The organism is Streptomyces sp. NPDC033270 (assembly GCF_055576575.1).
Genome location: NZ_JBVIRA010000031.1, coordinates 78,795 through 99,230, shown reverse-complemented (window position 1 = coordinate 99,230; position 20,436 = coordinate 78,795). Strand labels below are relative to the sequence as shown.

Genomic DNA, 20,436 nt, shown 5'->3' with positions numbered 1-20,436 from the left:
GGGGGGGGGGGGGGGGGGGGGGGGGGGGGGGGGGCGGGGGGGGGGGGGGGGGGGGTGGGGCGGGCCCTCCCCCCCCCCCCCCCCCCCCGCGCACGCGTATGCCGCCCTACTCCGCCAGGCGGCGCACCGCGGCGTCGACCCGCTCGTCGGTGGCGGTGAAGGCGATCCGTACGAACCGCTCCCCCGCCGGGCCGTAGAACTCGCCGGGGGCGACGAGGATGCCGCGCTTGGCGAGCTCGCCGACGGTGTCCCAGCAGGGCTCGTCGCGGGTCGCCCAGAGGTAGAGCGACGCCTCGCTGTGCTCGATGCGGAAGCCCGCGGCCTCGAAGGCGCCGCGCAGCGCGGCGCGGCGGCGGGCGTAGCGCGCACGCTGCTCGGCGACATGGGCGGTGTCACCGAGCGCGGCGACGGTGGCGGCCTGGACGGGCGCCGCGATCATCATGCCGCCGTGCTTGCGGATCTGCAGCAGGTCGCCGAGGACCGCGGCGTCGCCGACGAGGAAGGCGGAGCGGTAGCCGGCGAGGTTGGAGCGCTTGGAGAGGGAGTGGACGGCGACGATGCCGTCCGGCGAACCGCCGCAGACGTCCGGGTGGAGCACCGAGACCGGGTCGGCCTCCCAGCCCAGTTCGAGGTAGCACTCGTCGCTGAAGAGCAGCACACCGTGCTCGCGCGCCCAGGCGACCGTGCGGCGCAGCTCGTCGGCGCCCAGCACCCGGCCGGTGGGGTTGGACGGCGAGTTCAGCCAGAGCAGTCGCAGGCCGTCGGGGTCCAGGTCCCAGGGGTCGTCGTAGACGACCGGCTCGGCGCCGGCCAGGCGGGCGCCGACCTCGTAGGTCGGGTAGGCCAGACGCGGGTAGCCGACCTTGTCGCCGGCGCCCAGACCCAGCTGGGTCGGCAGCCAGGCCACCAGCTCCTTGGAGCCGACGACGGGCAGCACGTTGGTGTGCGCCAGGCCCTGGGCGCCCAGGCGCTCGGCGGCCCAGCCGGTGAGCGCGTCACGCAGCTCGGCCGTCCCCCACACCGTCGGATAGCCCGGGCTGTCGGCCGCCGCGGTCAGCGCCTGCTGGATCACGGCGGGAACCGGGTCGACCGGGGTGCCGACGGACAGGTCGACGATCCCGTCGACGTGCGCGGCGGCGGTGGTCTTGTACGGCTCCAGCCGGTCCCACGGGAAGACGGGAAGCCGGTCGCGGAGCGACTCCCGGGAGGATTCGGGCTGGGGGGTGGAGGCTGCGCCCACGGTGCTCTCTTTCTCGGTGGTGCCGGGACGCCCGGCGCATACGCCTCGGTCCCGTACGGCGGAAGGCCGTACGGGACCGAAGCAGGTCGAAGCCGTGCGGCCGGGGCCGTACGGGTCCGGGGCGGCGCCGTGCGACCGCTGACGACGTCGGAGGCCGGAAGGGAGCGGCGAGGCTCCCTTCTGGGCCCTCGGGTCGTTACTGGTTCTGCGGCGGCAGCCCGGCGATGAAGGGGTGGTCGCGCTCGATCAGGCCGAGCTTGCTGGCGCCACCGGGCGAGCCGAGCTCGTCGAAGAACTCCACATTCGCCTTGTAGTAGTCCTTCCACTCCTCCGGGGTGTCGTCCTCGTAGAAGATCGCCTCGACCGGGCAGACCGGCTCACAGGCACCACAGTCGACGCATTCGTCCGGGTGGATGTACAAGGACCGGGAGCCCTCGTAGATGCAGTCGACCGGGCACTCCTCGATGCACGCCTTGTCCTTGACGTCGACACAAGGCTGCGCGATGACGTAGGTCACGCTGTCGTTCCTCCTCGGTAGGGCCGGCGGGACCGATTGGCGGTACCGCCGCTGGGCGCGCGGGAGCGCGGCGTCGTCGATGCCCGCCACCTAGTATCTCCGTTCCCGGGCACGAGACGAACAAGAGGGGCGGTTTGAGCGATGGAATTCCTGGCCGGCGGTCGCGCGGAAGTCCGTATCACCCGTGCTGACGTGGGCAAAAGGGTATCCGTCCGGCGTCGGACGGGGGGTGGGCCCGGGGAGGCGGCGTTCACGGACGCGGTCGGCGTTCTCACATCGTGGGACCAGGGTGTGCTGAGCATCACACGGCGCAGCGGCGAGTGCGTGCGGATCGAGGAATCCTCGCTGGTCGCGGCGAAGGTTGTGCCCGCCGCACCGGCCCGCAGAAAGGTGCCGGCGGCCGGCACCCGGGAGCTCCAGCAGGTCGCGGCCCGCGGTTGGCCGGCTGTCGAGACCGAACGTCTCGGGGAGTGGACGCTACGCGCCTCCGGAGGATTCACCCGCCGGGCCAACTCCGTACTGCCCCTCGGAGACCCCGGCCTCCCGCTGGACGAGGCCCTTCAGCGGGTCGAGCGGTGGTACGGCGACCGCGGGCTGCCGGCGGTGATCGTGGTCGCCACCGGGCGGGCGGACACCGACGAGGAGCTGGCCGCGGAGCTGGCCGGGCGCGGCTGGCGCGACGAGGCGCCCACCAGGGTCCTGATCTCGGCGCTGGCACCGCTCGCGGACACCGAGGCCGACACCACCCGCGTCACGCTGTCGCGGGAGGCGGGCCCGGAGTGGCTGGCCCTGTACAACCGGACCGGCGACGGCGGCGCTCCCACCGAGGCGGCGCGGGCGGTGCTGACCGGCGGCCCCTCGGTGTGGTTCGCCACGGTGCGCGGCGCCGACGGCCGGACGGCGGCGATCGGCCGCCTGGTCGTCGACGGGCGCTGGGCGGGGTTCGCGGCGCTGGAGGTGGACCCGGCACTGCGGCGGCAGGGGCTGGCCACACTGGTGATGGCGGCACTGGCCGAGCGGGCCCTGGACGAGGGGGCCTCCGCGGCGTATCTGCAGGTCGAGGCGGACAACGCGGGCGCCCTGGCGTTCTACGACCGGCTCGGCTTCAGCGACCACCACGGCTACCACTACCGGCGTGCCCTGCCGGGCGGCCGCGACTGACGGAGTACCCCCTATGCCCCAGGAACCCGAGCCGGAACAGGCCGCCCGGGCCGCGCGGCGGCGGCTGTTCGCCGAGGCCGCGCGCGCCAAGGCGCCCGACCTGGCGCTGCTGTGCCTGCTGATCGGCGCCGAGGCCGACCCCGGGCTGGACGAGCGCGGCATCGACGACGTCCAGATCGAGCTGGACCGCCTGGCCGGGCTGCTGCCGTACGCCCCGACCGGTGGCCCGGGCGCCTGGGCCCGCAACCTCGCCGAGCTGCTCGGCACCCGCTGCGGCTTCGGCGGCTCCCCGGCCGACTACCGGCGGCTGGAGTCCTCGCTGCTGCACGAGGTGGTGCGGCGCCGCCGGGGCCTGCCGATCCTGCTGTCGGTGGTGTGGATGGAGGTCGCCCGGCGGGCCGGCGCACCCGTGTACGGGGTGGCGCTGCCGGGGCACTTCGTCGTCGGCTTCGGCGACCCGTACGGGGCGCACGTACTGGCCGATCCGTTCGCGGGCGGGCGGCCGCTCACCGACGACGACGCGGCGCTGCTGGTCGCGGGGGCGACCGGTGGGCGGCTGACCGAGCAGCTGATCGAGCCCGCCGGCCCGCTGGACGTCGTGCTGCGGGTGCTCAACAACATCCGGGCCTGGGCGCAGGCCCGCCCGGAGCACAGCGCGGTGCAGCTGTGGGCGCTGGAGTTGTCGCTGCTGCTGCCGAGCCATCCGGCGCGGCTGCGCCATGAGCGGGCCCGGCTGCTCGTCCAGCGGGGCGAGTTCCTCGCCGGGGCGGCCGAGCTGGAGGAGTACGCGCGGGTGGTGGACGCCGTCGAGCCGGCCGGTGCGGACGCGATCCGCCGCGAGGCCGCCGCGGCCCGCGCCATGCTCAACTGAGCTGCGGCGGCAGGCCCGGCGTGAGCTGGGGAAGCTCCGCACCGGGGGCCCCGGCCGCGAGTCCCGTAAGACGCGTCCGGCGCCGGACGACCAGTACGGTCGCGTCGTCCAGCAGCTGGCCGCCGGTGAAGGACTCCAGGTCGGCGCGGAGGGTGCGGGCCAGCTCGGCCGGTTCCAGACCGGTCCAGCCGGCCAGGCGCTCGGCCAGCGGGTAGAACTCGCCGTCCGCGCCGCGTGCCTCGGTGACGCCGTCGGTGCACAGCACGACCCAGTCGTCCGGCTCCGGGAGGACCCGTGCGGCGCGGCGCGGCTCGCCGCTGAGCGGGCCCAGGCCCAGCGGCAGCCCGCCCTCGCCGTCCCGGCGCTCGTACACCCTGCCCGCACGCACCAGGTAGAACGGGATGTGGCCGCAGGACAGCACCCGGCCCCGGGGCCGGGTGGGGGTGTCGCGCATCTCCATCAGCAGCGCCGTGACGAAGCGCTCGTCGGTGCCCTGCTCGACGGAGCGCGTGTTGTAGCGGGTCAGCGCGCTCTCCATGCGCTCGGCCACCGACTCCAGGGAGCCCTGGTACTGCGCGGCCTCCCGGAACGACGCCAGCACCTCCAGGCCGGCGCCGATCGCCGGCATGCCCTTGCCCTGTACGTCGCCGATCATCAGCCGCAGCCCGTGGGGGGTGTCGATGGCCTCGTAGATGTCGCCGCCGACCCGGGCGCCCTCCTGGGCGGAGACATAGAAGCCGTACGCCTCGACCGGTCCGGCGCTCAGCGGCAGCTCGCGCAGCATCGCCCGCTGCACCGTGTCGGCCACCAGGCTCGTGCGGGCGTGCAGCGCCTCGCGTTGCAGCCGGGTGCGGCACAGCACCAGGGAGAAGACCGCCACCAGGACCGCGCCGAAGATGCCGACGACCCGGCTGGCCGGGGCCCAGTCGGGCACCGTGAAGATGTCGACGTAGGTCAGGCACACCACGAAGACGGCCGCCACCAGGCGCGTGTGGCGGTAGGAGCAGCGCAGCGCGGCGTACAGCGGGGCGATGCCCATGAAGGCCGAGATGTGCAGCTCCGGGCCGGTCGTCGCGTCCAGGACGGTGACGACGAGGATCGCGAGGATCAGCAGCGCGGTGGCGCGGCGATCGCTCGTTGTGCCTCGATTGGCGGCCGTCACACCTCCAGCCTGCGCGAAGCCACCCGGCACCGCACAGGGACGAAGGTCCCGCGCCCGGGGGACGGCCGGAGGGGGCGGGATCGGAGAGGGGGTGTCGTCCCTAGAGCCAGCCCTTGTCGCGTGCCGTGCGGACCGCCTCGGCGCGGTTGCGGGCGCCGGTCTTCTGGATGGCGGTGGAGAGGTAGTTGCGGACCGTGCCCTGGGACAGATGCAGGGCGTGGGCGATCTCGGCGTTGGTGGAGCCGTCGGCGGCCGTCCGCAGCACCTGCCGTTCGCGCTCGGTCAGCGGGCTGGCCCCATCGGCGAGCGCGGCCGCCGCCAGGGCCGGGTCGATGACCCGATCACCGCGCAGCACGCGGCGTACCGCGTCCGCGAGCCGGGCCGCCGGGGCGTCCTTGACCAGGAAGGCGTCGGCGCCGGACTCCATGGCGCGCCGCAGATAGCCGGGGCGGCCGAAGGTGGTGAGGATGACGATCTTCACGGCGGGCAGCGCGGCACGCAGCGCGGCCGCCGCGTCCAGCCCGCTCATGCCGGGCATCTCGATGTCCAGCAACGCCACGTCGACGTCCTGCGCCCGCGCCGCCGGGAGCACCTCGTCCCCGCGGGCCGCCTGTGCGACGACCTCCAGGTCCTCCTCCAGCGACAGCAGCGCGGCCAGCGCCTCCCGGACCATCGACTGGTCCTCGGCCAGCAGCACTCTGATCATGACGGCCAGCTTAGGGCCTGTCCGATGGGTCATCGCCGGGCCCGACCCTGACCCCTCGGACAGGCCCTAGAGCTCCCGGTCCACGGCCCCACCTGTGCCCCGTACCCCCTCGTCGGCTGCAGTCCCGGTCCCGGTCGCGGTCCCGGAAGGCGCGGGGGTGGCCAACGGGACGTAGGCGCGCAGGGCGAAGCCGCGGCCGCGGGGGGCGGGGCCGGTCTCCAGGCGGCCGGCGGCCAGGGCCAGGCGTTCCCGCAGGCCGCTGAGGCCGTTGCCGTCGTGCTGGGCGCGGGGCGGGCCGGCGCCGTCGTCGAGCACCGCCAGGCACAGGGAGCGGCGCTCGTCGGCCTCCCACTCCTCGGTGAGCAGCAGCTCGCAGTGGCGGGCACCGCTGTGCCGTACGACGTTGGTGACGGCCTCGCGCAGTGCCCAGGCCAGCGCGCCCTCCTCGTCGGCCGCGAGCCCGCGGTGCTCGCCCTCCAGCGCGGGGTCGACGGTGAGCGTGACGTCGGCGGTGCGCAGGGCGGCCCGCGCGCCCGCCAGCTCGACGGCGAGCCGGGGGCGGCGGTAGCCGGTGACCGCCTCGCGGACGTCGACCAGCGCCTGTCTGCTGACCCGCTCGATATCGGCGACCTGCTGGGCCGCGTCGGTCGGTTTGTCCGGCAGCATCCGCCCCGCCAGCTCGCTCTTGAGCGTGATCAGGGAGAGCGAGTGGCCCAGGAGGTCGTGCAGATCGCGGGCGAGGCGCAGCCGCTCGTCGTTGGCGGCCAGCCTGGCGACCTCCTCGCGGGCCTCGCGCAGCTGCGCGGTCGTACGGATCAGGTGCTGGACGCCGACCATGGCGAAGCCGCTCAGGAGGCAGGGCAGTGCGTAGGCGAAGAGGTAGATCCGGGTGTGCTCGTAGCGCAGGCCGATCGCCACGAGGGCGGCCGTCAGCGCCGGGATGGCCCAGCGCGACAGCCGGAACGGCAGCGTCACGGCGCAGGCCACACAGACGAAGGTGAACAGCACCAGCCAGTTGGGGCCCAGGGTCGACGACAGCAGCCCGGCGAGCAGCGCGAGGAAGGCCACCATCGCCCGCACCACGGTCGCGCGCAGCGGGGCGTGGACCATGTGCCGGAAGACCAGGGCGAAGTAGACGGCGATGAAGGCCGACAGGCCCGTCCACCCCAGGGCCTCGTCCCGCGCCGACAGCTCGCCTTCGAGCAGCTGGCCGACGGGCCCGGACAGGTACAGGAACCAGATGACGATCCACAGCGACTTGGTCATCGCCTGCCGGCGGTTGCGCGGCGGGGACCCGATCATGACGGGGTTGCGCTCGGTCCCCGGCTCAGTCATCGCCCATCCGGCCTGCTCGCCCCACCATCTACTCATCCGTGATCACGCCGCGCGGGCGTCCTTGCGGTACAGCCAGGCCGCACCACCGGCAAAGAGGACAAGGTAACCGAGGAGGATGGCCATGTCCTTCCCATGGGGGGCGCCGCCGGCCTCCACCGCCGTGCCGAGCGCGGCGTAGGCGTGGGTGGGCAGCCACTCGGCGATGTTCTGCACCCACTGCGGCAGGATCGTCAGCGGCATCCACAGACCGCCGAGGAAGGCCAGCGCGAAGTAGACCAGCATCGATATCGGGCGGACCGCGTCGCCGGTGGCGAGGTAGCCGATGGCGACGCCGAGCGCGGCGAAGACGAAGCTGCCGAGCCAGGTGCCGAGCACGATCGCCGCCCACTGCCAGACCTCCAGTCGGACGCCCTTGACGGCCGCGCCGGCGATCATGACGAGCACGATGGAGGGCAGGCTGACCGTCGCCGCCGCGGCTATCTTCGCGGCGACATAGCCGCGGCCGGGCAGGGCCGTCAGCCGCAGCTGCCGCACCCAGCCCTTCTCGCGCTCCTTGGCGATGCGCTCGCTGTTGCCCAGCAGCACGGCGGTCATGGCGCCGAAGGCCGCCATGGAGACCATGTAGTAGAGCCCCATGTCCAGCTTCATACCGGGGATCGGCTTGCTGTCCGCGCCGCCGGCGATGATCAGATACAGCACCGGCGGATAGATCACCGAGAAGAACATGAACTTCTTGTTCCGCAGGGCACGGATGATCTCCAGCTTGATCAGGGTGGTCATCGGGCCGCCTCCTCGGCGGTGGTGGGGGTCGCGTCGGAAGCCGAGGTGAGGGCGAGGAAGGCCTGCTCCAGGCCGAGGCCGGAGACCTCCAGATGCCGCGGGTAGAGGCCGAGGGCGTACAGGGCGTGGACGGTGGCGTCGGCGTCCTGGGACTGGAGGCGGACCGTCCGCCGGCCGGAGCCCGCGGCCGAGCCGCTGTCGGACATCGCCAGTGAGGTCAGGAACGGCAGGCCGGAGAGGGCGTCGACCTCGACCGGCTCGTCGAGGTCGAAGGTGACCCGGCGGGCACCGGCCCGGGCCTTGATCTCGGCGGCGGTGCCGTCGGCCAGCACCCGGCCGCGGTGCAGCACGATCACCCGGTCGGCGATCTCGTCGGCTTCTTCGAGGTAGTGCGTCGCGAAGAGGACCGTACGGCCCTGCTGGGCCTGCCGGCGCATGGCGCCCCAGAACGTCTGCCGGGCCGAGACGTCCATGCCGGTGGTCGGCTCGTCCAGCACGATCAGGTCGTTGACACCGGCGGTGGCGAGGGCGAAGCGCACCCGCTGCTCCTGGCCGCCGGAGAGCTTGTCGACCATGCGGTCGGCGATGTCGGCGATGCCGGCGGTGGCCATGATCTGGTCGAGGGGGTAGCCGCGCGGGTGCAGATCGCGGGCCAGCCGGACCAGCTCCTTGACCTTGACGCCCTCCATCAGGCCGCCGCTCTGCAGCATCGCGCCGACCCTGCCCTGCTCTATGGCGCGCTGCGGGCTCGTGCCGAACAGGGTCACGCTGCCGGAGTCGGCGGTGCGCAGCCCGAGGAGCAGGTCGAGGGTGGAGGACTTGCCGGCGCCGTTCGGGCCGAGCAGGGCGACGGTCTCGCCCGGATACAGCTCCAGATTCAGGTCGGCCACCGCGCGCACCGCGCCGTAACTCCGGCTGACCTGACGGAAGCTGACCACGGGCGCCCGGCCCGCCTCCTCGGCGGTGGTGGCTGTGGTGGTCGCTGCGGTCGTCATGCTCTTCAGCTTCCGGGATCCGCCCGGCGCGCGGCAGTGCCGATTGTCCGCACTCCGCCATGACATCTGTCATGGGTGAGGCCCCCTAGGGGTCTTTCTCGGGGTGCTGCCGAGAAAACCCCCAGGGGGCCTGTTCACCTGCGGTTTCACGCCGTGGGGCGGTCGGCCGGCGCATGACCGTCGGCCGGTGTGCGGCCTCCCGTCGGCCGGCGGGCGGCCGGCCGCCGGCCGGTGCGTCAGCCCGCGTCCGCTCCGATGGTCTGGATCCGCTCGGCCGGGGTGGTGCCCTGCAGCGCCTTGCCGACCGCGCTGGCCACCTCCTCGACGGTGACCGGCTTCTTGGACCCGTCGCCCTTCGTCAGCAGTACGCCGTTGAAGGTGTCGCCGTAGAGCTCCTTGAGGGCCGGCCGGTCGTAGTACGGCACCAGTTCGCCGTTGCTGCCGATCTTGAAGGACAGGAACTTCGGGATGGACTTCTGCGGGCTGAAGGAGACCGTGTGCGCCGCGTCCGTACGGACCGTCACCAGGCCCAGCATCGCGGGCTCGGCGTACTGCTTCATCGCCTTGTCCACCGCGGCCTTGCTGACCTGCGGCTGCTGGGTGCTGGCGGCGAGCACGACCGGCGTGTCGGTGCCGGTCTCGATGCGATGGCGATAGGCGTCAGCGATCTTCTGCTGGGACGCCTTGACGTCGACGGCCTTGTGGGGCGCGCCGTAGTGCGGCACCGCCTTGCCGTTCTCGAAGGTGATCCCGCCGTCCTCGGCGGCGCCCCCGGCCCCGGCGGCGTTCGCCAGCGCGACCTGCAGCTTCTCGTCATCGACGATCATCGCCGGCTTGGCCGTGCGAGTGCCGCCGAACAGCGACCCGATGACGGAGACCGGGTTGTAGTCCCGGCCGGCCGCGTCGCGGACCGTGGCCTGCGTGTCGACGTCCAGGCCCGCCTTGGCCGGCTGGAGGGTGACGGCCTTGCCGTCCACGGTGAGCTTGAGCGGCGCGGTGCGGCTGTTCTTGAGCGCCGCGTCCAGCTTCTTGACGGCCTCTTCCTTGGTGGTGCCGCCGATGTCGACACCGAGCGCGGTGGTGCCGTTGGGCACGTCGGCGTGGTCGAGCAGCAGACCGGCGCCGTAGGCCACGCCGGCCAGGACCACGACCGCGACACCCACGAGGACGAGCTTGTTGCGGCCCTTCTTGGGCGGGTTGATGGGCTCGGGGATCTTGGGCCGCGGCTTCGGTGCGGCGCTGTCGCCCTCACCGGGCGGGGTGGCCGCGAACGGCGAACGGGGCGACGGACCGTCGGCCCCGGGGGTCGCCGGGATGCCGCTGACCAGAGTGTCGCCGGACACCCGGTCGCGGCCGGCCGGGGCGCCGCCCTGCGGGCCGCCCGCGGGGGCGCTCTTCGCCCCGCGCTTGCCCTTCGGGCCACCGGGCACCGCGGCGGACTGCCCGCCGGGCAGCCCGCCCGAGATACCGCTGCCGGCGCCGAGGCCGCTGCCGGGCCCGGCGAGCGGCGCGGGCGGCTGCGGGGTCAGCTCCGCGGTGTCGTCGCCGATTCCGGGCCTGGCGCCGGTGCCGGCCAGCGGATCGCTGAAGCCGGGCGGGAGGTTGAGCGCGGAGCTGCCGCGGGCCGGGCCGGTCGTCGGACCGCTGGGGCCCGCCGGGGCGTCGAACGGGCTGTGGTCGCGCGCGCGTCCGGTGGGGGCGTCGAACGCCGGCCCGTCATCGGGGCTCGCGCCGTCGAACGGCGAGCCGCCCCGAGGGCCGCCGTGCGCGGCGCCGTCGAACGGCGAGGAGGCGCCGCGCGGACCGCCGTCGAAGGGCGACGCGCCACTGTGCCCGGGACCGCCGTCGAACGGTGCCGCACCGCCCTGCGGGCCCGGCGCGTCGGAGAAGTACGGCAGGTCAGGACGCTGCGGAGACGTGGCGCCCGGGGTTCCGTGCGGCGGGGTGCCACCGCCCGGGGCGGTCGGCGCCGCATGGGACCCGGTGGTCGAGGACGAACCGGACGGACCGCCCTGCGTCTTGCGCGGCGCGAACCAGTCGCTGGTCTTCTCGGACGGACCGCCCGCGGTGGCCTCGTCCGCCGGGGCGTCGGGCCTGGGGGTGTTCGCCGTGCGCTCCGCGCTCCGCTCGGCGCCGCGCACGGGGCGGGTCACTCCGCGGGGCGCGGCGGCACCTCCGGAGGCGGCCGGTCCGTTCCTGCCGGACTCCTCGCCGACCGGCTTGCGCACGACGACCGGCGGGATGGGGCGCGACCCCGGAATGTTGATCTTGATCCGCGTCGTCAGCGTGGTCTCGGTTTTGGGCTCCTCCGGGCGCGCCGCGGCACCGGGCGCCAGCGCCTCGTCGGCGTCTCCCCTGGGCGAGCCGTACGGCGGCGTCCCAGACGGGTACGCGGCTGCGCCACGGCCCTGAGGGCCGGAGGACGAACTGTCAGATTCACGACTCAAAGCAGGTTCTCCCGGTTGGCTCCGCCGCTCGTCAGAGATGTTCCCCGGCCCGAGGCCGAGGGGTGCCCCCAGGGCGGCGCGACGGCGCGCACCACCATACTGTCCGCCGCGGGCGGACACCCGGGGAGCGTACGAAGACCGCCGCCACGGGCGATACCCCCGCGCGCGGGCCGTTCACCCGGACCGGCATGGCATCCGTCCCGGTATGTGCCACGTCATCCGCCAACTCGGCCGTGCCGCAGGCCCGTAGCGCGCACCTGGGCGGCGGTGGCGCAGATCACAGCGGCGAGGATGCCGCCCAGCAGGAAGATGTACGACCCGGCCCCCGGGCTGAAGAGGAAGTCGCCTTCCGGCCGTACCTCGCCGAGCAGCAGGAACACCGTCACCAGCCAGGCCGCACCGGGCGCCAGCACACCGGCCGGCGTGCCGGTCGCCCTGGCTCCCCCGTAGAACAGCCCGCCAACACCGGCCAGCGCCAGCACCAGCCCGCCGGGGAACCAGGCCGCCTGCACCAGCGTTCCGGCGATCGCGACCAGCACGCCGGCGACCAGAAGCAGCACATACAGGCCGATCCGACCGGGTGTCAGCGGTGCGGTCGACGCGGAACCGGCGGTCGGCGCCACGGGGCCGCCGGACCGCGCCGGGGGCCGGGCGCCGGACGTACCGCCCGAACCCGCCCGGGACCGCCGCGCCTTGCCGGCGGACGCGTCGGCGCCCCTCTTGCCGGCGGACGCGCCGCCGTCGCCACCCTTGGCCGTGCTCATTCGGCCACCTCCTCAATCCGGGCACTCTCCTGCATACCCACCATTTCGCCGATACCCGCGAAGAGATCGTCCTCCCTCGCGCCGGCCGGGGCGCCCGCAGCGCCGTGCACCAGCCGATAGTGCTCCGTGGCGAACAGCGGCTGCCCCAGGTCGTTGGAGAGCGCGAAGAACGGCCCGTCGACCGCGATCTGGGTGTAGTGCGCCCGCATCGCCGCGGTCTTCGCGGCCACCTGCGCGGAGTCGCCGGCGATCGACGCGGTGACCTCGGCGTCCGGCACCACGCCGGGCACATCGTCGACGGCGGCGATCCCCGGGAAGCCGCGACCGGCCGCGCGCAGCCGCTCGAAACCCTCCTCGACCACGGAACGGGGGTTGCAGTTCCAGTAGATCTTCGCGATCGCGTGCGCGGCGCCCAGCTCCGGCCGGAAGTCCGCCCGCGCGGCGAGCTCCGCACCCCGCATGGCGACGCGGTGCGCCTGGATGTGATCGGGGTGCCCGTATCCGCCATCCGGGTCATAGGTGACCAGAACCTGCGGACGGACCTCGCGGATGACGGCCACCAGGTCGGCGGCGGCCTCGTCGAGCGGGGCCTGCCAGAAGGAGTCCGGCCGCTCGTTCTGGGGGGCGCCCATCATCCCGGAGTCGCGGTAGCGGCCCGGCCCGCCGAGGAAGCGGTGGTCGCCGACGCCCAGGGCCGTCATCGCGGCGGCCAGCTCGTCCTCGCGGTACGGGCCGAGGGCGTCGTCGCGGTCCGGTGCGAGAGCCGCCAGCTCGGGCGGGATGACCTCGCCCTCCTCGCCGCGCGTGCACGTCACGAGGGTGACCAGCGCGCCCTCGGCCGCGTACTTGGCCATGGTCACGCCGTTGTTGATCGACTCGTCGTCCGGGTGGGCATGGACGAGCAGGAGACGGCGGGCGGGGGCGTCGCGGCGAGGCGCGGTGTCCCTGCCGGAGGCGGTGAGAGGCGACGGGGCGGTCATGCCGACAGCCTACGAGCCGACCGGCCCGCCCCCACCATGCGATCCCGCCCGCCCGCCAGGCAGCCGGGCGAAGCGCGGGCGCGGTGGCGGCGAGCCGGCCCGGAGACGGCTCAGAACTTGATACCGCCGATCATGCTGGCGACATTCGTCGTCAGCGACTTGACCGTCGGCGCGACGGACGAGCTGGCCAGATAGAAGCCCAGCAGCATGCAGACAAAAGCATGCGCGGCCTTCAGTCCGGACTTCTTGACCAGCAAGAAGACGATGATCGCCAGCAGCACCACCGCCGAAATCGAGAGTGCCACGGCGGCTCACCTCCAAGTACACACGGTCCGGTCAGAGTTGATGGTGCACGGACCGTGTCCACGGACCCGTCCACCGGGGTATGCCAAGGGCTCTTTACCCCGTACCCACTACGCGCAAGGGATCATAACTTTCCGCGCTAGCGCATAAGTCGGAGCACAGGAGCAGAGTGGGGGCGCACACGATCTTCACGAGCGCGACCTCGGTGAGCCCCGGCATCCTGCGGCCGGTCCAGCCCTGACCCATCGGACAGGCTTTGGGGCCTGCCGCCGGTCCGACCCCGACCCATCGGACAGGCTCTAGGCTCGGCCCATGACCGGACAGCCTTCGTTTCCGCGGCAGTATGCCCGTACGCAGCGCTTCACCCTGGGCGCACCGCGCGGCTACAGCATCTCCCCCGACGGCACGCGCGTCGCCTTCCTGCGTTCCGCTTCGGGCACCGACCGCAGCCAGCAGTTGTGGGTGCTCGACCTGGAAGAGGGGCGGGAGTTCACGGCCGCCGACCCGCGGGCCCTGTTGGCCGGCGCGCAGGAGAAGCTTCCCCCGCAGGAGCGGGCCCGCCGCGAGCGCAGCCGGGAGAGCTCGGCCGGCATCGTCGGCTACGCGGCGGACTCCGCCGTGGAGTTGGCGGCGTTCTCACTGTCCGGCCGGCTGTTCGTCTCCGAGCTGCGCGCCGGGACCACCCGCGAACTCCCGGTCCAGGGGCCGGTGGTGGACCCCCGCCCCTCGCCCGACGGACGGCATGTCGCCTTCGTGGCCGAGAGCCGGCTGCGGGTGGTCGCGGTGGACGGCACCGCGACGTCGGACGACGGGGCCGCGGCCGGCGGCGCGCGGGCGGACCGGGTGCTGGCCGAGCCCGACGGCCCCGAGGTGACCTGGGGCCTCGCGGAGTTCATCGCGGCCGAGGAGATGGGCCGCTACCGGGGCTTTTGGTGGTCGCCGGGGAGCGACGCGGTGCTGGCCGCGCGGGTCGACGAGGCACCGGTGCGGCGCTGGTGGATCTCCGATCCGGCCCATCCGGACCGTGAACCGGCGCAGGTCGCCTACCCCGCGGCGGGCACCGCCAACGCCGAGGTCACCCTCGCGCTCTTCGGCCTGGACGGCTCGCGCACGGACGTCACCTGGGACACCGGGCGCTACCCCTATCTGGCGCGCGTGCACTGGTCCGCGGCCGGCCCGCCGGTGCTGCTGGTCCAGGCCCGCGACCAGCGCGACCAGCGCTATCTGACCGTCGACACCGCGACCGGCGCGACCCGCACGGTGCACGAGGACGAGGACGAGGCCTGGGTCGAGCCGTTCCCCGGCGTGCCGGCCTGGACGCCGGACGGCCGGCTGGTGCGGATCGCGGACGAGGGCGGCGCACGCAAGCTGTTCGTCGGCGACCGGCCGCTGACCGGGGCGCCGCTGCATGTGCGGGCCGTACTGGACATCGGCGAGGAGGACGTGCTGTTCTCCGCGAGCGGGACCGACATGCACGACATCGGCGTCTACCGCGCCTGGTTCCGCGGCAGCGGCGACCAGGGCGGCTGGGAGCGGGTGGGCCGGCGCCCGTATCCGACGGTGTCCTCCGCGGTGCGCGGCGGCGCGCTGACCGTGCTGTCCCAGACCTCGCTGGAGCGCCCGGGCACCCAGGTGGACGTCATCCGGCTGGATCCCGACGGCGGGGAGAAGACCCTCGCCACGATCGGTTCGTACGCCGAGGAGCCGACGCTGACCGCCCGGCCCCGCCTCGTCCTGGCCGGGGAGCGGGAGATTCCGTGCGCGGTGCTGCTGCCGGGCGGGTATGCGGAGGGCGACGGTCCGCTGCCGGTCCTGATGGACCCGTACGGCGGTCCGCACGGTCAGCGGGTGGTCGCCTCGCACCACGCCCATCTGACCTCCCAGTGGTTCGCCGACCAGGGGTTCGCGGTGATCGTCGCGGACGGCCGGGGCACCCCGGGCCGCTCCCCCGCCTGGGAGAAGTCGGTCTCCCGGCGCCTCGCGGAGTGCGCGCTGGACGACCAGGTCCACGCCCTGCAGGCGCTGGCCGGATCCTTTCCCCTCGACCTGGACCGGGTGGCCATCCGCGGCTGGTCCTTCGGCGGCTACCTCGCCGGGCTCGCCACGCTGCGCCGGCCCGACGTCTTCCACGCCGCGGTGGTGGGCGCACCGGTGACCGATCTGCGCCTGTACGACACCCACTATCAGGAGCGGTACCTCGGCCACCCGGACGAGGAGCCGGCGGTCTACGCGGAGAATTCGCTGATCACGGACGAGGGACTGTCCAAAGCGGTGGAGCCGCACCGTCCGATGCTGATCGTGCACGGCCTCGCGGACGACAACGTGGTCGTGGCGCATTCGCTGCGGCTGTCCTCGGCGCTGCTGGCGGCGGGCCGCCCGCACGAGGTGCTGCCGCTGTCCGGGGTGACCCATATGACACCCCAGGAACAGGTGGCCGAAAACCTGCTGCTGCTCCAGGTCGACTTCCTCAAGCGGTCGTTGGGGATGCGCGTCTGATCACCAGCCGGGCGGGAGGGTGGACGGCGGGGGCGGGGCGTGCGGAGGCCGCGCCGCATCGGGCGCGGAGCCGTACGCCCGTACGCCGTCCGCGTCCGCGGCGGCCTCCGGGACGCCGGGGCGGGCCGCCGCGATCAGCGCGGTCAGCCCGGCGGCCGTCACGAACGCCGCGGTGGCCAGCTCCAGCCGGGCCCCGGCGGGCAGCGCGGCGAGGCGGCCGAACTGCCCGGTGCGTCCGGCGAAGGCGAGCGCCGTGGCGCCGTGCACGGACAGCAGCGCGGCGGCGGTGAGCGCCGCCGGCCGGGCCCAGGACGCCTGGCGCAGCGCGGCGGCCGCGGCCCCCAGGGCCAGCAGCGCGAGGGCCAGCGCATGCCAGTGCACGGGGGGCTGCAGCAGGGCGCCGGAGACCGACGCGTCGCCGAGCAGCCCCTTGCGGTAGACGTCCCCGCCGATCCGCGCCCACCAGTGGACCTCCCATCCGGCGACGGCGGCCCCGGCGGTCCCCAGCAGGACGGCGGCGGCGGTGGCCGCCCCCTTGTGCGGCCGCCCGGGCGGCCCGGCGTCGGCCCCGTGCGGCGCCGTGTGGACGACCCCGTATGCCGAGGAGGCCACCGCCGCCAGCCCGCGCGCCGGGCGCCTCGTATGTCGGCCGGCCCGCCCGCCCCGCCGTCGGTCCGCCGCGACCACCGCGAGCAGCGCGACGGCCAGCGCGAGTTCGACCAGGGCGCTCGCCCGCGCCTGCGCCGTCAGCCCGCCGTCCGGACCCGGCAGCCGGCCCGCGCCCAGGGTCCAGGTCAGGGGGGTGCGCAGCAGGGCGGTGGCGAGGGCGAGGGAGAGCAGCGCGCCGGAGGCCACGGACGAGGGGACCGTGCCGCGCCGCACCGCGACGGCCGTGGCGAGGGCGCCGAGCGCCAGCAGCGGGTCGAGCGGCGAGGTGGCCCAGGCGGTGGACTCCCGGGGCCGGCGGGCGTCCCCGAGCCAGGTCCACCACACGTCCGCGCCATGCCGGGCGACGGCGAGGTCCCGGACGATCCAGCCCGCGCTGAACAGGGCGAGCAACAGGCAGACCAGTGCGCCGGCGCGGCGCGCGCCGTGAGTGAGATCGCGATCCCGCACTGTGGACACGGCCCGCCCCCCGTCCGTGTCGAAGTACCAGGGTCGTCCACGGCGCCCGGTATACGAGGCGTCCACCGCAGGTCTACTCGACTCCCGGCGCCGGGACAACAGCCCCGAACGGAGCAGTGGGCGAAGGGGGACAAAACAGCGACCGGCCGGGGCGCCGAGTGGCGTCCCGGCCGGTCTACGGCACCCGCACGGCCGTACGTTGTTCATCATGGCGCGTCCGTATATCGGTGCTGCGACAGTGAAGTTGCCTTCATGTTAAAGAGGTTGATGGGTATATGTCCCCCATGCCGCATATCCCGCCCATCTGTCAAGCACGCCCTTGCGTCGATCTGCGCAATCTTCGCTCAAGAAGTAGACGACCTGTTCGTAAGCGCACCCGATCCCCTTGACTCCGCCATAAATCACTTGCGAAAGTCCGCTCATCCAGCGGTGCGACTCGGCGCCGCTTCACGTTCCAAGAGAACTCGGCGCGGGGGCACTTCGCGATGACTAGTCCATCCCAGACCGCGGCTACCAGGTCCGACACCCCGGGACCTGGACCCAAGGGTCTGAAGAAGGAAAAGAAGAGCAAGGGCGGTGAGCTCGTCGGCCGATCCCCCGGCCAATTGATGTGGATGCGCTTCAAGCGCGACCGCACGGGCATGATCTGCGGGATCGTCGTGCTGGCTTTCTTCATCATCGCGGCCCTGGCCCCGGTGATCGGCTCGCTGTACGGCAAGGACCCGTACACGCTCTACGGCAACGAAGATCCCAATCTGCTCGACGAGTTCGCCTATCCGGCGGGAGCCAACGGCGGCATCTCACCGGAGCACTGGTTCGGTGTCGAGCCCCAGCTCGGCCGCGATGTGTTCATGATGCTGATCTACGGCATGCGGATGTCGCTGGGCATCTCCGTCGCGGTGACCATCCTGACCGTGGTCACCGGCATCATCATCGGCGTCACGGCGGGCTACGTCGGCGGCAAGGCCGACTACTTCCTCAGCCGGTTGATCGACTTCCTGCTCGCCTTCCCGAGCCAGCTGACCTTCGTGGCCTTCACCCCGATCGTGGTGGCGCTCTTCGTGCCGCCGGGCGACGAGACGCCCACATACGTACGGGTCTGCGCGCTGATCATCGTGCAGTGGTTCCTGGGCTGGATGGGTCTGGCCCGGCTCCTTCGAGGCCAGGTGCTCTCCCTGCGCGAGCGGGAGTTCGTCGAGGCCGCGAAGATCACCGGCGCCTCGCCCTGGCGGATCATCCGCAAGGAGCTGCTGCCGAACGTCGTCACGCCGGTGCTGGTGCAGGGCACGTACATGCTCCCGCTCTTCGTGACCGCCGAGGCGGGTCTGTCCTTCCTCGGTGTCGGCATCATCGAGCCGACCCCCGACTGGGGCCGGCTGTTCCAGGCCGGCGCCCGGTACTACGAGAACGACCCGACCTTCCTGCTCTTCCCCGCCGCGGCCATGCTGATCTTCGTGCTCTGCTTCAACCTTCTCGGAGACTCGGTCCGCGACGCCTTCGACCCCAAGTCCGGGCGCTGATCGTCCACTTGCGGGGGGCTCGCTGTCACCCCCACCTCCCGGGCCTGCCCCGGTTGCTTCGGACAGCACAACTGGACCCCAACTGACAGGCAGGTGCTTGGAACTCATGAACGCACTTTCTACGCGCAGAGCTCGCGCGGTGATCGTGGCCCTCGCGGCCGGATCACTGGCGCTGACCGGCTGCAGTGGCGGCAGCGGCTCCAACAAGGGCAAGGCGCAGTCGGACGCGGACGCCGCGGCCCAGGCCAAGGCGATCCCGATGGGCACCGCCGCCGACTCCGCCGGCCCCGCGGTCGCTGTCAAGGGCGCCCACAAGGGCGGCACCATCCGCGTGTACCAGCGTGACAGCTACAACCACCTCGACCCGGGCCAGATGTACGTCAGCGACATGAAGGCCCTGTCGCAGCTGATCTTCCGCGGCCTGACCTCCTTCAAGCAGGACGACAAGGGCAACACCAAGGTGGTCGGTGACCTGGCCACCGACGCCGGCCAGATGTCCGACGGCGGCAAGACCTGGAAGTACACGCTCAAGGACGGCATCAAGTTCGAGGACGGCAAGCCGATCACCTCGAAGGACATCCGTCACTCGATAGAGCGGCTGTACGCCAAGTTCATCACCGACGGCCCGACCTACGTCCAGACCTGGCTGTCGGGCAGCGGCACGACCTACCGCAAGGCGCTGCCGGAGGGTCCGTACAAGGGCGACCACCTGCCCAAGAGCGTCCTGGACACCCCGGACGACAAGACCGTCATCTTCCACTTCAAGCAGCCGAATTCGCAGCTGCCGTACGCGCTGACGATGCCCGGCTACAGCGTGGTGCCGGACAGCGCCAAGGACACCAAGGACGCCTACGACGTCAAGCCGGTGTGCGCCGGTCCGTACAAGATCGCGTCGTTCAAGTCCGGCAAGTCCATGCAGCTGGTGCGCAACAAGAACTGGGACCCGAAGACGGACCCGATGCGCACCGCGTACCCGGACGGGTACAACATCACCTTCAACCACCAGCCGTCGGACTCCACCAAGCGCCTGATGTCCGACCAGGGCGAGGCCAAGAACGCGGTCAGCTTCACCAACTCGGTGGACCCCACGCTGACCAAGGACGTGCTGACCAACGCCAGCGCGAGCAAGCGCCTGGTGCAGGGCTACCAGCCCTACGTCTGGCAGATGAACATGAACATGGACCGCCTCAAGGACAAGAAGATCCGCGACGCGATCACCTACGCCATGCCGGACCAGCAGATCGTCCGGGTCAACGGCGGCAGCTACGGCGGTGAGATCGCCGGCGGTCTGCTCGCCCCGACCGTGGCGGGCTACAAGAAGGGCTACGACCCCTACGGCAAGCTGTCGCACCCGAACGGCGAGCCGGAGAAGGCCAAGAAGCTTCTCAAGGAGGCCGGCAAGGTGGGCATGAAGCTCGTCTACGCCTACTCCAACACCGAGTCGCGCCAGAAGGAAGCCGTCGTCATCGAGGACGCGCTGACCAAGGCCGGCTTCAACGTCCAGAAGAAGGAGGTCGAGGCGGCCTCCTGGTACGAGCAGATGGGCAAGGTCGACAACGGCTTCGACATCTACATGACCGGCTGGGGCCAGGACTGGGCCGACGCCTCGACCGTCATCCCGCCCTCGTACGACGGCACCACCATCCAGGACGGCGCCTCGAACTACTCCCACATCAACGACAAGCACGTGAACTCCGAGATCGCCCGGATCTCGAAGATCGCCGACGTCAAGAAGGCGACCGAGGAGTGGGAGAAGCTGCACAAGTACATCGTGGAGAAGGTCAACCCGGCGGCGCCGGCCTTCTACACCAAGGTGCTCCAGCTCTACGGCTCGAACATCGGCGGCGCCCGGTACAACCTGGACGTCAGCTACCTCGACCCCAACACGCTGTACCTGAAGAAGTAGCGGTAGCCGCTCAGGCGACCACCTGACGAAGGCACTCCGGACGGCGCGCACACGGCGGAACGCGCGCCCTCCGGGGCCTTTGTCCGCCACCCCTCACGCCCACTGCCGCCGCCGTCCTGAGAGCAGCG

17 protein-coding genes are annotated in these 20,436 nt (G+C 72.8%); 5 read left to right on the top strand and 12 right to left on the bottom strand.

Going from position 1 to position 20,436, the window contains the following annotated elements:
* Positions 1-106 precede the first annotated feature (106 nt).
* Together dapC and fdxA are read right to left on the bottom strand one after the other, a co-directional pair.
* On the bottom strand, positions 107-1,240 hold the full coding sequence (dapC, locus tag ACZ5XZ_RS33255; RefSeq protein WP_468984917.1) for a succinyldiaminopimelate transaminase: 1,134 nt from the start codon (positions 1,238-1,240) through the stop codon (positions 107-109).
* Positions 1,241-1,436: 196 nt separating this feature from the next.
* Positions 1,437-1,757: a ferredoxin gene (gene fdxA, locus ACZ5XZ_RS33250; RefSeq protein ID WP_187811607.1), complete on the bottom strand. Its 321-nt coding sequence runs from the start codon at positions 1,755-1,757 to the stop codon at positions 1,437-1,439.
* Positions 1,758-1,898: 141 nt separating this feature from the next.
* On the opposite strand from fdxA, the gene ACZ5XZ_RS33245 reads away from it, so the two are divergent.
* The gene (locus ACZ5XZ_RS33245) at positions 1,899-2,918 is read left to right on the top strand and encodes a GNAT family N-acetyltransferase (RefSeq protein WP_468984915.1); all 1,020 of its coding nucleotides are present in this window, start codon (positions 1,899-1,901) and stop codon (positions 2,916-2,918) included.
* A 13-nt stretch (positions 2,919-2,931) separates the two neighbouring features.
* Positions 2,932-3,789 (top strand): transglutaminase family protein, encoded by an 858-nt coding sequence (locus ACZ5XZ_RS33240; RefSeq protein ID WP_468984913.1) that lies wholly within the window; start codon positions 2,932-2,934, stop codon positions 3,787-3,789.
* On the opposite strand, the gene ACZ5XZ_RS33235 is transcribed toward ACZ5XZ_RS33240, so the two are convergent.
* From ACZ5XZ_RS33235 to ACZ5XZ_RS33195, 9 genes are all read right to left on the bottom strand, one after another.
* Complete coding sequence (locus tag ACZ5XZ_RS33235; RefSeq protein WP_468984911.1) at positions 3,782-4,951, bottom strand: PP2C family protein-serine/threonine phosphatase; 1,170 nt, start codon at positions 4,949-4,951, stop codon at positions 3,782-3,784. The genes ACZ5XZ_RS33240 and ACZ5XZ_RS33235 overlap by 8 nt on opposite strands.
* A 100-nt stretch (positions 4,952-5,051) precedes the next feature.
* Complete coding sequence (locus ACZ5XZ_RS33230; RefSeq protein WP_468984909.1) at positions 5,052-5,657, bottom strand: response regulator transcription factor; 606 nt, start codon at positions 5,655-5,657, stop codon at positions 5,052-5,054.
* A gap of 66 nt (positions 5,658-5,723) precedes the next feature.
* Positions 5,724-6,992 carry a sensor histidine kinase gene (locus tag ACZ5XZ_RS33225; protein ID WP_468984907.1) on the bottom strand — a complete coding sequence of 423 codons (1,269 nt, stop codon included), beginning with the start codon at positions 6,990-6,992 and terminating at the stop codon, positions 5,724-5,726.
* A gap of 42 nt (positions 6,993-7,034) precedes the next feature.
* Positions 7,035-7,772, bottom strand: coding sequence for an ABC transporter permease (locus ACZ5XZ_RS33220; protein WP_468984905.1), 738 nt, complete (start codon positions 7,770-7,772; stop codon positions 7,035-7,037).
* On the bottom strand, positions 7,769-8,767 hold the full coding sequence (locus tag ACZ5XZ_RS33215) for an ABC transporter ATP-binding protein (RefSeq protein WP_468984902.1): 999 nt from the start codon (positions 8,765-8,767) through the stop codon (positions 7,769-7,771). Before ACZ5XZ_RS33215 ends, ACZ5XZ_RS33220 begins: the two co-directional genes overlap by 4 nt.
* A gap of 236 nt (positions 8,768-9,003) precedes the next feature.
* The gene (locus tag ACZ5XZ_RS33210) at positions 9,004-11,214 is read right to left on the bottom strand and encodes a hypothetical protein (RefSeq protein ID WP_468984900.1); all 2,211 of its coding nucleotides are present in this window, start codon (positions 11,212-11,214) and stop codon (positions 9,004-9,006) included.
* Between the two features lie 215 nt (positions 11,215-11,429).
* Entirely contained in the window at positions 11,430-11,978 is a 549-nt protein-coding gene (locus tag ACZ5XZ_RS33205) for a DUF6113 family protein (protein ID WP_468984897.1), read from the bottom strand.
* A complete protein-coding gene (gene mshB / locus ACZ5XZ_RS33200; protein WP_468984895.1) occupies positions 11,975-12,958 on the bottom strand; it encodes an N-acetyl-1-D-myo-inositol-2-amino-2-deoxy-alpha-D-glucopyranoside deacetylase in 984 nt (327 codons plus the stop codon). The genes ACZ5XZ_RS33205 and mshB overlap by 4 nt, the downstream gene beginning before the upstream one ends.
* Positions 12,959-13,068: 110 nt before the next feature.
* Complete coding sequence (locus ACZ5XZ_RS33195; protein ID WP_384432225.1) at positions 13,069-13,263, bottom strand: hypothetical protein; 195 nt, start codon at positions 13,261-13,263, stop codon at positions 13,069-13,071.
* A 310-nt stretch (positions 13,264-13,573) separates the two neighbouring features.
* Between ACZ5XZ_RS33195 and ACZ5XZ_RS33190 the strand changes: the two genes are divergently transcribed.
* Positions 13,574-15,757, top strand: a complete 2,184-nt coding sequence (locus ACZ5XZ_RS33190; protein WP_468984892.1) for a S9 family peptidase — start codon at positions 13,574-13,576, stop codon at positions 15,755-15,757.
* On the opposite strand, the gene ACZ5XZ_RS33185 is transcribed toward ACZ5XZ_RS33190, so the two are convergent.
* Positions 15,758-16,882, bottom strand: coding sequence for a hypothetical protein (locus ACZ5XZ_RS33185; protein ID WP_468984889.1), 1,125 nt, complete (start codon positions 16,880-16,882; stop codon positions 15,758-15,760).
* A gap of 485 nt (positions 16,883-17,367) precedes the next feature.
* Here ACZ5XZ_RS33185 and ACZ5XZ_RS33180 point away from each other — a divergent pair, with 485 nt between their 5' ends.
* Entirely contained in the window at positions 17,368-18,402 is a 1,035-nt protein-coding gene (locus ACZ5XZ_RS33180) for an ABC transporter permease (protein ID WP_468984887.1), read from the top strand.
* A gap of 106 nt (positions 18,403-18,508) precedes the next feature.
* Positions 18,509-20,308 (top strand): ABC transporter substrate-binding protein, encoded by a 1,800-nt coding sequence (locus ACZ5XZ_RS33175; RefSeq protein WP_468984884.1) that lies wholly within the window; start codon positions 18,509-18,511, stop codon positions 20,306-20,308.
* Positions 20,309-20,436 lie beyond the last annotated feature (128 nt).

Bases quoted from the DNA above. Each gene is read 5' to 3' on its own strand.
- ACZ5XZ_RS33215 (WP_468984902.1), bottom strand. From the start codon at position 8,767: ATGACGACCGCAGCGACCACCACAGCCACCACCGCCGAGGAGGCGGGC.
- ACZ5XZ_RS33175 (WP_468984884.1), top strand. From the start codon at position 18,509: ATGAACGCACTTTCTACGCGCAGAGCTCGCGCGGTGATCGTGGCCCTC.
- ACZ5XZ_RS33180 (WP_468984887.1), top strand. From the start codon at position 17,368: ATGACTAGTCCATCCCAGACCGCGGCTACCAGGTCCGACACCCCGGGA.
- ACZ5XZ_RS33245 (WP_468984915.1), top strand. From the start codon at position 1,899: ATGGAATTCCTGGCCGGCGGTCGCGCGGAAGTCCGTATCACCCGTGCT.
- ACZ5XZ_RS33225 (WP_468984907.1), bottom strand. From the start codon at position 6,992: ATGACTGAGCCGGGGACCGAGCGCAACCCCGTCATGATCGGGTCCCCG.
- ACZ5XZ_RS33220 (WP_468984905.1), bottom strand. From the start codon at position 7,772: ATGACCACCCTGATCAAGCTGGAGATCATCCGTGCCCTGCGGAACAAG.
- ACZ5XZ_RS33230 (WP_468984909.1), bottom strand. From the start codon at position 5,657: ATGATCAGAGTGCTGCTGGCCGAGGACCAGTCGATGGTCCGGGAGGCG.
- mshB (WP_468984895.1), bottom strand. From the start codon at position 12,958: ATGACCGCCCCGTCGCCTCTCACCGCCTCCGGCAGGGACACCGCGCCT.
- ACZ5XZ_RS33190 (WP_468984892.1), top strand. From the start codon at position 13,574: ATGACCGGACAGCCTTCGTTTCCGCGGCAGTATGCCCGTACGCAGCGC.
- ACZ5XZ_RS33205 (WP_468984897.1), bottom strand. From the start codon at position 11,978: ATGAGCACGGCCAAGGGTGGCGACGGCGGCGCGTCCGCCGGCAAGAGG.
- ACZ5XZ_RS33240 (WP_468984913.1), top strand. From the start codon at position 2,932: ATGCCCCAGGAACCCGAGCCGGAACAGGCCGCCCGGGCCGCGCGGCGG.